Origin of the sequence: uncultured Methanobrevibacter sp., assembly GCF_934746965.1 — an archaeon.
Taxonomy (GTDB): Archaea; Methanobacteriota; Methanobacteria; order Methanobacteriales; family Methanobacteriaceae; genus Methanocatella.
On record NZ_CAKVFS010000002.1, the window covers coordinates 31,608 to 45,755 of the forward strand.

Annotated in this window: 12 protein-coding genes; 5 read left to right on the top strand and 7 right to left on the bottom strand. The window is 27.0% G+C overall.

From position 1 onward, the window contains the following. Positions 1-133 precede the first annotated feature (133 nt). Positions 134-1,954 carry a DUF2070 family protein gene (locus Q0984_RS01410; protein ID WP_299522473.1) on the top strand — a complete coding sequence of 607 codons (1,821 nt, stop codon included), beginning with the start codon at positions 134-136 and terminating at the stop codon, positions 1,952-1,954. Here the strand turns inward: Q0984_RS01410 and Q0984_RS01415 are convergent. Next, entirely contained in the window at positions 1,949-2,224 is a 276-nt protein-coding gene (locus Q0984_RS01415; RefSeq protein WP_299522476.1) for a hypothetical protein, read from the bottom strand. The two genes, Q0984_RS01410 and Q0984_RS01415, sit on opposite strands and share 6 nt — an antisense overlap. Positions 2,225-2,311: 87 nt before the next feature. Between Q0984_RS01415 and rqcH the strand changes: the two genes are divergently transcribed. Further along, the gene (rqcH, locus tag Q0984_RS01420) at positions 2,312-4,318 is read left to right on the top strand and encodes a ribosome rescue protein RqcH (protein ID WP_299522479.1); all 2,007 of its coding nucleotides are present in this window, start codon (positions 2,312-2,314) and stop codon (positions 4,316-4,318) included. Here the strand turns inward: rqcH and Q0984_RS01425 are convergent. Together Q0984_RS01425 and Q0984_RS01430 are read right to left on the bottom strand one after the other, a co-directional pair. Next, positions 4,315-5,034, bottom strand: coding sequence for a metal-dependent hydrolase (locus tag Q0984_RS01425; protein ID WP_299522482.1), 720 nt, complete (start codon positions 5,032-5,034; stop codon positions 4,315-4,317). The two genes, rqcH and Q0984_RS01425, sit on opposite strands and share 4 nt — an antisense overlap. A 13-nt stretch (positions 5,035-5,047) precedes the next feature. Continuing rightward, positions 5,048-6,169: a hypothetical protein gene (locus Q0984_RS01430; RefSeq protein ID WP_299522485.1), complete on the bottom strand. Its 1,122-nt coding sequence runs from the start codon at positions 6,167-6,169 to the stop codon at positions 5,048-5,050. A 182-nt stretch (positions 6,170-6,351) separates the two neighbouring features. Between Q0984_RS01430 and Q0984_RS01435 the strand changes: the two genes are divergently transcribed. Together Q0984_RS01435 and Q0984_RS01440 are read left to right on the top strand one after the other, a co-directional pair. Next, positions 6,352-6,561, top strand: a complete 210-nt coding sequence (locus tag Q0984_RS01435; RefSeq protein WP_299522488.1) for a class III signal peptide-containing protein — start codon at positions 6,352-6,354, stop codon at positions 6,559-6,561. Continuing rightward, complete coding sequence (locus Q0984_RS01440) at positions 6,536-6,739, top strand: hypothetical protein (protein WP_299523112.1); 204 nt, start codon at positions 6,536-6,538, stop codon at positions 6,737-6,739. The genes Q0984_RS01435 and Q0984_RS01440 overlap by 26 nt, the downstream gene beginning before the upstream one ends. A gap of 26 nt (positions 6,740-6,765) precedes the next feature. Here Q0984_RS01440 and fwdF read toward each other — a convergent pair whose 3' ends face one another. The 4 genes from fwdF to Q0984_RS01460 all read right to left on the bottom strand — a co-directional run bounded on the left by fwdF (position 6,766) and on the right by Q0984_RS01460 (position 12,021). Next, a complete protein-coding gene (gene fwdF, locus Q0984_RS01445; protein ID WP_299522491.1) occupies positions 6,766-7,773 on the bottom strand; it encodes a tungsten-dependent formylmethanofuran dehydrogenase subunit FwdF in 1,008 nt (335 codons plus the stop codon). 8 nt (positions 7,774-7,781) lie between these two features. Next, positions 7,782-7,973 carry a 4Fe-4S binding protein gene (locus Q0984_RS01450; protein ID WP_299522494.1) on the bottom strand — a complete coding sequence of 64 codons (192 nt, stop codon included), beginning with the start codon at positions 7,971-7,973 and terminating at the stop codon, positions 7,782-7,784. A 118-nt stretch (positions 7,974-8,091) separates the two neighbouring features. After that, a complete protein-coding gene (locus tag Q0984_RS01455) occupies positions 8,092-8,550 on the bottom strand; it encodes a phosphopantetheine adenylyltransferase (RefSeq protein ID WP_299522497.1) in 459 nt (152 codons plus the stop codon). Positions 8,551-8,673: 123 nt separating this feature from the next. Continuing rightward, on the bottom strand, positions 8,674-12,021 hold the full coding sequence (locus tag Q0984_RS01460) for an Ig-like domain-containing protein (protein WP_299522500.1): 3,348 nt from the start codon (positions 12,019-12,021) through the stop codon (positions 8,674-8,676). A 535-nt stretch (positions 12,022-12,556) separates the two neighbouring features. Here Q0984_RS01460 and Q0984_RS01465 point away from each other — a divergent pair. After that, a complete protein-coding gene (locus Q0984_RS01465; RefSeq protein WP_299522503.1) occupies positions 12,557-14,101 on the top strand; it encodes a radical SAM protein in 1,545 nt (514 codons plus the stop codon). The last annotated feature ends 47 nt before the right edge of the window (positions 14,102-14,148 follow it).

The window sequence follows — 14,148 nt, forward strand, 5'->3', positions numbered from 1 at the left end:
ATTATATATAAAATTTTTAGCTTTTATAAATTTAATGGCTAAATCAATTGGGGAAAAATAACATATCATGTAGGGATATGTAAAATTACCCAACACTTTTATTAAGAAATAAAAAACTACAGGATAAATTACCATGTCAAGTATGAGTAGTGTTGCAGGGTTATCTAAATATATTACAACCTTGCCCAAAACTGAAAAATCAATAATAGCTATGTTTATTATAAGCTTCATATCTGGATCAGCATACTTCTTAATTAATCCAAGTACAGAACTAGGATTAATAGAAAATATAATTTTTGGAGGATTATTTAGCTTAATAATACTTGGAACTAGTTCAATAATTGGTGGTGGTGTTAATCAACAGATTGTTAGTGGATTACATGGTATCAATCTAAAAATTAAACATTCAATGTTTTTATCAACACTTTCAATGACTATTATTTGTATTCTTTTAATAATTGGTGGAATTCTTACCAAATTATTTAAAATAGATTTCTTTTTGAATTCATTGTTATTTGGATGTGTTTTAATTTATGGAGTTAATACATTAGTATTTTGGACAACTTCAAAAATTAGTTTTAGCAAAGCAGCAACTGTGGGGATAATCCAACCATTAATTATATTGGCTATGTATACATTAATTACATTTTTAGTAACAGATACAAGTTTCTTAGGTTCTGATTTACTGCAAATGACTGTAAAAGTAATAATAGCTAGTATCATATTTATATTAGCAATTTATTCTTTTATTACAATAGCTGGATCTCCTTTAAAAAAAAATCTAGGCATTGGAATGCTAGATTTACTTAGCTTATTTATTGCACACATGAACGAAGGATCAAACTCTCTTGAAGCACTATTTGAAAATATGAGTGAAACCGTCGAAACAATGGTTACATTTATTAGTTTTAAAGGAAAAAATGGAATAAAATCATTATTTATTTCACCGTTTGTCCATCCAGGGCCATTAGGAGATTTAGGAGGTTCCAATATGCCAACAATACTTGCTAATAAATTTGACCACTTCACAATGGTAGCTCATGGACCTTCAACCCATGATTTTAATCCTATAAGAACTACTGAAATAGATAAAATAGAAGATGCTGTGAAAGAAGGTTTAAAAGAAGTAGAATATAGTAAAAATGCAAGTATTTTTACTAGATACAACTCCGAAAAAGCAAATATTGGAGTCCAATTCTTTAATGAGGGTATGATTATTTTAAGTACATTTGCTCCAAATGATAGTGACGATATTGAATTTGGAGTAGGCCTCACTATGATGACTCAAAGTAAAAGTAAATGTAATGTTAAAGATTCAATCATAGTTGATTGCCATAATTCTTTTGCACCAGAAAGTGGAGAAGTTTTACCTGGAAATGAAGAAGTATTTCAACTAATTGATGTTATAGATAAAATTCAATGCAATCAAAAACAAGACAACCTAAAAATAGGATGCTATGAAGATGTAATGAATGACTTAGACAAACATGATGGTATTGGTGAAAGTGGAATTAAAACTATGATTATAGAAGTAGCTAACCAAAGAACAGCATATGTCTTATTTGATTCAAACAATATGGAAATTGGATTTAGACAGGAAATTATTGAAGCAACAAAAGATTTAGATATTGATGAAATAGAAGTAATGACAACAGATACTCATACAGTTAATACAATATCTAGAGGTTATAACCCAATCGGAATTGTAAAAAGAAGCGAAATTATTGAATATGTACAACTCAGTATTAACGAAGCTATAAAAGATTTAGAAGAAGTTGAAGTTGGAACTGGAACTAAAAGAATTAAAAATCTTAATACATTTGGCCCTAATAACTCAACAGAATTAATTTCAACAATCAGTTCAATTGTTGCAGTTAGTAAAATTATAGCTCCAGTTTTATTAATTACTGCATTAGTAATTGTATTTATTTGGATATTTTATGGTGGCTTATAAATAAGTCACCAATAAAGTATATGTTATAACCCATCCAACAAGGAATGGCATTATTCCATCCCATAACCACTGAGAAAATCCTCCAGAAATTTCCTCACCAAATTGTTTTTGAGAAAGTTGTCCAACAAAATATAGTATAATAAATGCTAAAGCAGCTGCAACTGCATCATTTTTAAATCCAAACCAACGTAATGAAAATCCAGTAGAAATAATACCTGTAAGGATACCAACTACTAAGTGAATACTTGTTACTTTAATTGTAGTGTCCATCTATTTCCTCCAAAAAAATTAAATAAATATAATTATTATTAATTATACTATATTAAATTATTGATATTTAAATAAAAAGGTGTAAACATGAAACCTATGTCTAATGTAGACATTTTTACAATAACTGATGAATTAAATAATTTATTAACTGGTGCAAGAGTAGATAAATCATTTCAACCAACTAAGGATATTGTTGTAATGAGATTCCATGTAGCAGGAACTGGAAGAATTGATCTTGTAATGGAATGTGGTAAAAGAATCCACACCAGCAAATATCCTCTTGAAAATCCTATTAATCCACCTGTTTTTCCTATGCTTTTAAGAAAAAGAATAAAAGGTGCAAATGTAGTTAGTATAACACAGCATAATTTTGATAGAATTGTTGAAATTAAAGTTAAAAAAGATAAATATTATACCATTGTTGTTGAATTATTTGATAAAGGAAATATTATTCTTTTGGATGAAGAAAAAAATATTATACTTCCTCTTAAAAGAAAACGTTTTAGTGATAGAGACATTAGTTCTAAAAAAGAATACCAATTCCCAGAAAAAAGAGGAATTGACCCAATTAATATAACTGAAAATGAACTAAAAGAGTTATTTACTAATTCTAAAAAAGATGTAGTTCGAACTTTAGCTATGAACAATTTAGGGAGTTTGTATGCTGAAGAGATTATCGAAAGAGCAAACGAATTTGAAACAATTGATAAACATATACAATCTAAAGAACTAACTAACAATCAAATAGCTAGTTTAAATAAAGCAATACACTTATTATTTGACAACTTACAAGAAGAACACTTCAAACCACAAATAGTTAAACAAGAAAATAAAGAAGATGTAATTGCTTTTGATTTAGTGAAATATAGTAATTTTGAAAAAAAATACTTTGATAACTTTAATGAAGCATGTGATGAATTTTATTCTAAAAAAGTAAATAATGATATTAAAAACATCAAAGAAGCAGCATGGAATAAAAAAGTAAACAAGTTCGAAAAAAGATTAAAGTTACAAGAAGAAACACTTAATAATTTTCACAAAACTATTAAAACTAGCCAACATAAAGGAGAGGTAATCTATTCTAATTACACTACAATAGAAAATTTAGTAAAAGTTGTGGTCGAAGCTATAAGTAAAGACTATTCTTACAAGGAAATTGGAAAAATATTGAAAGAAGCTAAAAAAAATGGTATGCAAGAAGCAGAATTATTTGAATCAATTGATAAAATGGGTGTGTTAACACTTAAATTAAACGAAACTTCAATTAATATTAATCCTAAATTAACTATCCCTGAAAATGCTGAAATATACTATGAAAAATCTAAAAAAGCTAAAAAGAAAACAAAAGGTGCTACAATAGCTATCGAAAACACTAAAAAACAACTTGAAAAAATTAAAGCTAAAAAAGAAGTAGCAATGGAACACATATCAATCCCTAAAAAAAGAGTTAAGAAAAATCTTAAATGGTATGAAAAGTTAAGATGGTTTGTAACTTCCGATAATGTTTTAGTAATTGGTGGGAGGGACGCAGGTACTAATGAAGCTATTGTAAAAAAATATATGGATAATAATGATATTTATTTACATGCAGATATACATGGTGCAACATCAACTGTAATAAAACTTGAAGACTCTAAAATAAATGATAATATCCTTAAAGAATCTGGAGAGTTTGCAGCATCATTTTCAACTGCTTGGTCAAAAGGTTTTACAACACAAGATGTATTTTGGGTCAATCCAGAACAAGTTTCAAAAACTCCAGAAGCTGGAGAATTTTTACCAAAAGGATCATTTGTAATAAGAGGAAATCGTAATTATATCCGAAGTGCGAAAGTTAGAATAGGAATTGGAATTGTAGATTATGAAGGTAAAAGACTAATGGCTGGACCTGTTGATGCACTTGAAGCACATTGTGATAATTTCATCGTGTTAAAACCAGGATATACGAAAAAAACAGCAATAGCGAAAAAAATACTTCATGAAATCAATGAAGAGGATTTAATAACATTAGATGATATAATTCGAGTTTTACCATCTGGAAAATGCGATATTGACGAAGAATATCATTTAAGAAAAAAATATGAAAAGAATTAATCCTGATAATTTTCAGGATTATATTCAAAATATTCACCAGAATTTAAAATAACCACATCAATATTTGGATTTAATTGACTAACAAATTTAGCATAAATAGATGGATCTTGCTCTATTGGTGGAAATGTATTATAATGCATTGGAATAGCTACTTTAGAGTTAATCCATCGAGTAGCTAATGCTGCCTCAAAAGGACCCATAGTAAATTTATCTCCAATAGGAACTAATAAAATATCAGGTTTATAAATTTCACCAATAATTGTTTTCATGTCTCCAAATAAACCAGTGTCTCCTGCATGGAATAATTTAGTTCCATCTTCCAAAGTTATTAAAAAACTAGCAGCATTACCTGCCGGAAGAGGTTCTTCAAGAATATCTAATGCTGAAGAATGTCTTGCTTCAAGCATAGTGAATTTAACTCCCCTATATACAAAAGAGCCCCCAACATTTACTCCAATATTATTAATTCCTTGTTTTGATAAAAATAAAGAAATTTCATGAATTGCAGCTATTGGAACATTATTTGAATTAGAAATTTCCATTGCATCTCCAAAATGATCAGAATGACCATGAGTAACTAATATAATATCTGGATTAAATTCTTCCACAGGTATTTGACAACTTGGATTATTACTAATAAATGGATCAATTAAAATATCTAATCCTTCATCAGTAATTATTTCAAAAGCAGAATGACCTAACCATCTAATTTCCATTTTAAATCAACCTCTAATTTGTATAATTTATAAGTAAATTTTCATCTAAATTTGATGCAATATCCCAAGTTCTTTCAAAATTATTTCTAATTTGTGAAATAGAATCCCTATCTTCATAAATAGCACCATATTCAACATCACTATTTCCACTACCTTTAGAAATAATCATGGCATGGGAATCATCTGTAAGTAAATTAATTGAATGTACTTTAGGAACTGTTTTAATTTGTACTCCTTGTTTAAGAAGAGAAGAAATTAAAATTGTATATGCCATGTCAGACACATCAAAATCATTGATAATAACTCTTGAGTAAATTGTTGGAATATGAGATAAAAACCTATCAGACAAATCATTTAAAGAAGGAATTTCTAACATGATTTCTTTATTTACACCAACAGCTAATTTATCAAATGCTTCACTAGAATTTATTAAACCATCACCATAAACAACATAACTCCTAAGCAATTTAGGAACAGGTAGGTTTTCTGGATGATTAACATCTATTTTAATATTTCTTGGTTCACTAATCTCTTTAGCTTCAGAAGGAATATAAGTTTCATTTTTTATATACTCCTCATCCTGACGTAAAGCTCTTTTAATTTCTTCAGATTTATCATATTTATTATTAGAAACATAATCATGAGAACGTTTTTTAGGTTTTCTAGTAATTTTTAAAGGTTTATCATAATTTGGAGTGAAATTAAGATTGTTGCCAAAATTGGTTGTTGAATCATCATTATGAACTCTTAAAACTGTTTTAGAATCATCTACACTATTAAAATCAAAGGAATCATCATAATAATATTCTTCATCAATATATTCAGGTAAATCATTCTCATAATAATCATCAAAAGTATCTCTAATTTTTAAAGGACCATTATTACTATTAGAACTTTTATTAAATGAAGGATATTTAATCTCATTATTTTCTAAAAATTCTTTAAACATAGATGAAGTTTTATCTGCATTAGAATCAATAAAATAACTAATAATTATAATTATACCAATTATTGCTAATATAAATCCAATAACTAATAATATATCTATTAAATTATAAACATTTGCCTCATAAACTATGAGAACTCCAACTACAAATAAAATAAAACCTGAAATTAATTTCAATGTGTTTCCCACAATTCCACCCTTCAATAATTATTATCACTCTATTAATTAAATTTTGTACAACACCGTTAATAAAGATGTTGATAATAAAAAGATTTTCTAGAAAAAACTTTAAAAAAAGAGCAGATAATACTTTCTATCAAAATAGTAATATTAATATAATATAAGAAATAAGTATTACTACTGGTGAAAATATGAAAATTTTAGAAAAAATCAATAATGAAAAGTCAGGGCAAGGAGCAGCAGAATATATTTTATTATTTGGAGGAGTGATAGTGATAGCTATTTTTGCATTAACCATTTATAAATCATATATGCAAACAAGTGACAATAATCTAAAAGTAAAAGACGATATATCTGAAGTTAGAAGAACTGTACGTGAAAACAATAGCATACTTGGATAAAAAAATGAACCTCGACAATAAAGGACAAAGTAGTGCAGAGTTAATTTTAATAATAGGAGGATTAATCATAATAATATTATTTATTGGAAACTATGTTACCAATATAACAAGTACTACTCAAAATAAGTTAAAAACCGTAATAACAAAAGAACGAAACTTTTTAATAAATAAAATTTAGAAAAGAGAGTATAAAATTCTCTCTTTCTAATTTAAAAGATTAGTAGTTAAAATATCCCTCCAAGATTCGGAGTTGATATTGCATAATTTCATTGAAGTTCTTGTAACTTCCCTAATGTTTTGTGGACATGCATTGACACAAGCACCACATAAATTACAATAATCTAAATTAGTAACTGCTTTATTATCAGTAATTTCTATTGCATTGCATGGACAAACATCTTGACAAGCATGACATGCATCACCTTTACAAGTTGCTTCTTCTGTTTCAACTAAACTTAAAGTTCCTTCAAATGGTTTAGTTACGTTTATAGTATCAACAGGACAAACTTTTTCACACCATGAACAATTTACACAACCATCTTCAAGAATGATTGCAGTACCATTAATTTCCGGAGCTTTAATTTGATCTTGAAGCATACATGTTGAACATACTTCCATGATTGCATCTTGAGGACAAGCTCTTTTACAAACTCCACAATAAACACATTTAGAAGTATCAACACTAATAACATTATTAAGATTATCTGTAGAGAATTCTTGATTATTAGTTAAAGTAATAGCTTCTGCAGGACACATTTCTGCACAAATATTACAATAAACACATTTACCATCATCTATATTAATTTCACCAATAACTAAATCTTCTCTAGATGGTAACTCTCTTTCAAATAATATAGAATCTCTTGGACAAGCAGAATAACATCTTCCACAATATATACAGTCATCATTATTAATTTCTGATTCAACTTTCCATACTGGATAATTTCCAGTTTCTTTAATATCATTACCATTAATCATTAATGATAATGCATCAAAAGGACATGCAACAGAACATAAACCACATAAAACACAAGTGTTTTGAGTTACAGAAACTAAATCCATTTCAATTAAACCACGTGCAATTGGTACAATAGGTCCTAATCTTAAAGAAGATGTTGGACATACATTAGTACAAATTCCACAACCTACACACCTATCATTGTTATGGGATAACTTACGGGTTTCTTCCCCGTATCTCTCAACATTAAACATAAAATCCCTCATGCTTTAGATATAGCTTGATTAGGACAATTTTGGATACAAAGGTCGCAGTCATCACATTTTTCAGGGACAATAGTTACATCACCATTTTCTTCAATGAGTGCGCCTTGTTCACAAATCTTTACACATAAACCTTGGACAGGACAATTTTCAATGTGACCACAAAGATCTGAATCTATTTTTACTGCCATATAACCACCTCAAATTTGATATGAAAAATATTTTATAAAAAAAATAATATTTTAATATCAATTAATACATTGTCGAAATGCATATATAAACATGTCGATTTAATCCAATAATAAAATACTATTTTAAAATATTTCCTTTTTTATTAATTTCACCACTCCTAATTCGTGTAGACGAAATAGGATTACCATCATCAGCTAAAACAAAACTAACAACAACAATATCTAATGGAGACATCCCTTTGGAAACTCTTATTTCATTAATTTCAACTGCAACAGGTTCAGTTTCTTCACTAACAACAATTGCATCAAAATTTTCATCAAATATTGTAGTTCCATAAGCATCATCCAATACCATTACAGTATAATTAGATTTATCCCAAAAGAAGTCTTTAAGAGATTTCATCCTGTCCTTACAAGAATCTATATCTCCTTTAAGACCACCAAAAGCATTAGAAGTTACACCAATTTCAACTTCTTCACCAAGGTCAAAAGCAGTTGTAAGTAACTTTTTATGTCCATCGTGGAACTTATCAAAAGTCCCCCCAACAGCTATTTTCTTATATTTTTTATAAACCATAATATTGTCCTAAATTAGTTTGCTAATATAAATTTATTCAAACTATTATAAAATATTAGTGATTTAAAAATTAGTTATGCTTAAAAAAATATTTAAAAAAAAATAAAAAAGGAGTAATAAAAATTAGAATGGTAAAGAAATATAATAACCATTTAAAGTAAATGTGTTAATATTCCAATTATTTATTACACCTAATGAGTTTCTAGTACTTATAGGATCAGCAACAACCCAAGTATCACCGATTAAAACTTGAGCCCAAACATGTCCTATTTGCCCACTTGAAAAAGTACATTTTCCATGAACATATCTTGCTGGAAGATCAGCAGCCCTAAATAATGCAACAATAATTTGTGTTTGATCACAACAATTACCTGAAGTTCTACTTAACATGTCCTTAGCACTATACCAAGTATCATAATGACTAAGATAACTATAATGGTCTCTTACATAATTATGTATTGCTTCAGCTTTTTGCGTAGGAGTTATTAAACCTGCAGTTAATTTTTGAGCTAAAGCAATAATTGCTGGATCATCAGATTGACAATTCTTTGTAGGTTGTAAATAAGCATTAATATTTGCTAATTCATTTTCCTTAGCCAATACATTAACACTATTTATTGTAAATTGTGATGAAGCAGATTCAATTGATTTAATAGTTACATAAGCAGGCATTATATCATTAGACCCATAAAATGCAACTACACGACTAAATGCATAAACCAAACCATCAAAAGTTATAGTTCCAACACTGGAAGATACGGATTCTGGAGCTTTGCCATTAGTATTTACATAATTCACAATAGATTGTGCAACACTAATATAATCTGCCAAATTACCTAAATTACCAGTTTTAGAATAATTAGATGGATTAAAAACATCTTTATAACTTAAATCACTTAAATCACCAGCATTTATTTTTATACTTGCTACAGCTGCAAGATATAAAAATTGTGCTATGGTATAATTATTACCATTTATTAAAACATGATCCGGTAATTTAGAATATGCTTCAATATAAGTTTTTACATTATTTGATGCTTCAATCATATTCTTAATTGAAATAGTTCCTGAAACATGTATATGTGCTTGACCACTATTTGAATAATTGCCTCCTTTTTCAGGATAGTAATAATAAGATATAGTATAATCTCCTTTTTCTAAAGATTTTATAGTTATTGTAGCTATACCATCATTATTAGTTAAAGCACTATCAGTAATACCATTATAAGAAACTTTAATAGTTGCTCCTTTTATTGGATTACCCTTAGCATCAGTTAATTTAACTAAGAAATTACCAGTACTTCCTACATTAAACGTAATATCATCTGCAGTAAGTATAGTTCCATTTACCAAAATCTTATTTGATCCAGAACCTTGGTAAAAAGTACTATTAATTGCATAAGATATATCATAATAACCTACATTAAGATTAATATTTAATCTAGCTATACCTGATCCATCAGTAACTCTAGTATATTTAACTCCAGATACAGTAAATAGAACAGCAATGCCTTTCATGAGGTTTCCATACTTATCAGTAATTGCAACATCAAAAGTAGAACCATCTCCTGGCAACATTACTAAATCTTTTGCTTTAATATTTAAAGTTTGTTTAGCAACAACCACATTGTTTGATCCTTCATTATAATCCATAGACCCTTTTTTAGAATAAGTATATGAAATTACATAATTACCTGGATTTAAATTAATATTTAAACTCGCTACACCTTTAGAATCAGTCATACGTTCATAAGTCATACCATTAATTGAGAAAGTAATAGTTTTATTGACTAAAGGTTTCCCATTTAAATCTGTTAATGTAACATTAAATTTAGCAGTTTCATTATAAATTGCATTTAAATCTTTACCAGTCAATATACTAGTTGAATTTATAATATGGATTATACTACTAGACTTAGAAGCATTATAACCTACATCACCATCAAATCCATAAGTTACATTATAATTACCAATACCCAAATTAGAAAAGGAAGTAGTAGCCTTTCCATTTTTATCAGTAGTCACAGATACTTTAATATTATTATATGTAAAGTAAACTGTTTTAGAGCTTAATGGATTTCCTTTTATATCAACTAATGTTACAGTATAATTAGTAGCAGTATTTACAATAAGATATGTATCTTCACCAATTAAAGTAGTGCTAGATTTAATAACTTTAATATTATTAGCTATTTTAAGACCATTATACTCACTTGTAATAATATAAGTATTAGGATCTAAATTAATATTTAATCTTGCAGTACCATTAGCATCAGTAACCCTCTCATAAAATACACCATTAATATTAAATCTAACAGTTGCATTAACTAAAGGTCTACCTTGACCATCAATTACATTTACAGTGAATTTAGTACCATCTCTACAATACATATTTACATTTTCAGTAAATAATGTAGATAAAACAGTGATATTATAACCATGTTCTTCACTAGTAGTAGGATTATAAGCAGTTAATATATAACTACCTGGAAGCAAGTTAATATTCAATCTAGCTACACCACCACCATTAGTAACACGATCATAGAATACACCATTAATATTAAATCTAACAGTAGTATTAATTAATGGATTACCTGCATAATCATAGAAAGTTGCATAATACTGAGTATTATTTCTAAAATACTTAATTATACTATCACTATTAATCGTGGATAATACAGTTATGTTGTTTGCATATTTTTCACCATTAGTATGTATAGCAGTTAATATATAACTACCTGGAAGCAAGTTAATATTCAATCTAGCTACACCACTACCATTAGTAACACGCTTATAAAATACACCATTAATATTAAAATTAACCGTAGTATTAATTAATGGGTTTCCGTTTCCATCAATAAATTTCGCATAATATTGAGTACCATTTTTATAAAATTTCACAACATTATTTGCAGATATTGTAGATAATACTTCCACTAAGTTTTTAGTTGAAGAATTTCCATACAATGTAGATCCTGCATACTTTGCAGTAATATCATATTTACCAGCATCTAAATTAATTTTAATAGATGCAACACCATCACTACCAGTAGTACGATTATACTGTACACCATTAATTACAAAAGTTATGGTCTGATTAGCTAATGGTTTACCAGTTATATCAGATAATATTACTTTAAAAGAAGTACCATTATGATAATACAAAGTTGTATCATTACCAACTAATGTAGTATTTAAAACAGAACTTTGAGAATCAGAAATAACAGCACTATTAGAATTTTGTTGTGATTCTATAATATCACTATCCTCATAATTAACATTACTATGAGATTCAATTATTCCACTATCAGAATAATAAATATCAGAATCATAATTATAAGAATAATCTTCTGAGATAGATCCATTACTAGAAACTTCTAAATTTTTATAAGATAATTGATTATCTTGTATTAATTTTGAATTTTCGATATCTGAAGCATTATTTAAATCTGTTGCACATACTGATCCCAATAATAAGAATATTGTACAAAAAATTGAAATGAATAATGCTTTATTTATCTTTGAAATTTTTCCACCTCTTAGTTCTCATTACGAAAATTTTAATAAAAATATTATATTATACTAACATATAGTATTCATAATGAGTAATTATAAATTTAGAAGTTATTATTATATAAATGTTTTTACAAGTTTATTAATAAAAAAACCTATTTAAAACAATTAAATCAATTAAAAAATAGTTAAAAACATTATAAAACTTAAATTAAAAACAAATAACATTAAAATATCTAAAAAAAGAATAAATTATCTTAAATTTACATTTAAAATTTAAACATACGATGAAATATAAATCTTACATGTAACTATGTAGTATATTTAAAATCTAATTCTATTGAAGTTTTAAATAAGAAATACATCAAAAATTTATTTTTATATGAAAAAATATAAGAAGATAACTTAATAATTACAAAATAGTGAATTTAAGTAAGATATTAAAAAAACAAGTAAAATTTTAAAAAAAAACAAAAGGTTCATAGTTGATTCAATGATTTATGAAAAAAATACTTTCCAAAAAAACCATAAAAAAGTGGATTTAAGATTTGGACTTGTATATCCCAATATTTACAAAACAGCTATGTCATCATTAGGATATCAAATATTATATAACTTAATTAATGAGAGAAATGACACTTGGTGTGAAAGAATCATTTATCCAAATACAAACTCTATTGAATCAAACAACCCTATGAAAAATTTTGATATAATCAGTTTTTCATTACAATTTGAAGAAGATTATTTTCATGTTTTAAAAATGCTTAGACAATCAAAAATTCCTTTAAAAAGAGAAGATAGAACTGAAAATGACCCCTTGATAATTGCAGGAGGACCTTGTGCAACTGCCAACCCAATGCCTTTGTCTAATTATATTGATGTATTTATAATTGGAGAAGGTGAAGCTATTATAAATAAATTTTTAGACAAATATTTAGAAAATAAAAATTTAGAAAATTTCTTAGATATACAAGGAGTATACCTCCCCAAATTTGATAATAATACCAAAATAGCACTTGTAAAAAGTATGGATGAAGCATACCATGTAACACAACCAATTATAACAAAAACTGATGATGAAGAATATAAAACAGTTTTTAGTGATTCAATTATGTTAAATGTTTCAAGAGGATGTACAAGAGGATGTAGATTTTGCATGTCCAGTTATCTTTATAGACCTTTAAGAGAAACAAAAATAGAATTATTAACAAAAATTGCTCTTAAAACACGTGAAAATACTGGGTTAAATAAAATAACATTAATTGGTGCTGCTGTTGGAGATTATTATGATTTAGAAGGACTTACAAAATCTCTTGAACAAAAAGGTTTTCAAATAGCTACACCATCACTCCGTATAGATTCACTTAGCAAACAAACTTTAGAAACATTGAAAAAAAGTGGTTTAAAAAGTCTCACAATAGCTCCAGAATCTATTTTTAGTCTACGTAAAAGTATAAATAAAAATATTTCTGATGAAAAAATATTTTCAGTGATAAAAAATGCAGTAGAACTTAACTTTAATATTAAATTATATTTTTTAATTGGAATCCCTCATGAAACTAAAGAAGATATAAAAGAATTAGCTAATTATATTGAAAAAATAGCAAAAATGCATAAAAGTAAAAAATATATAAAGTTTAGTATTAATCCAGTTATACCTAAACCTCAATCACCATTACAATGGGAAGAATATAATTTTAAAGATATTAAATCTAAAACCAGATTCCTTAAAAAGAAATTAAAGAAATATAATGTTAAGTTCGAAAGTCCTAAAAAAGGAATGATTCAATATATATTATCTTGTGGAAATAAAGATATTGGAGACATTATCGAAAAATCATTAACTAAAGAGGTTACTCTAAGAGAATGGCAAAACTATTTACCACATTATAATTTAGATGAAGATTTACCTTGGTCAAAAATTGATATTGGAATTAAAAGTAGTTTTTTAAAAACTGAAAACAGAAGATTGCAAACAAAAAAGCAAACACCCTGGTGTGGAAATTCACCTTGTTATAAATGTGGACCTTGTAACTAGAAAAAATTTTTAATTAAATATTATATAATATAATTATTATAGTGAGG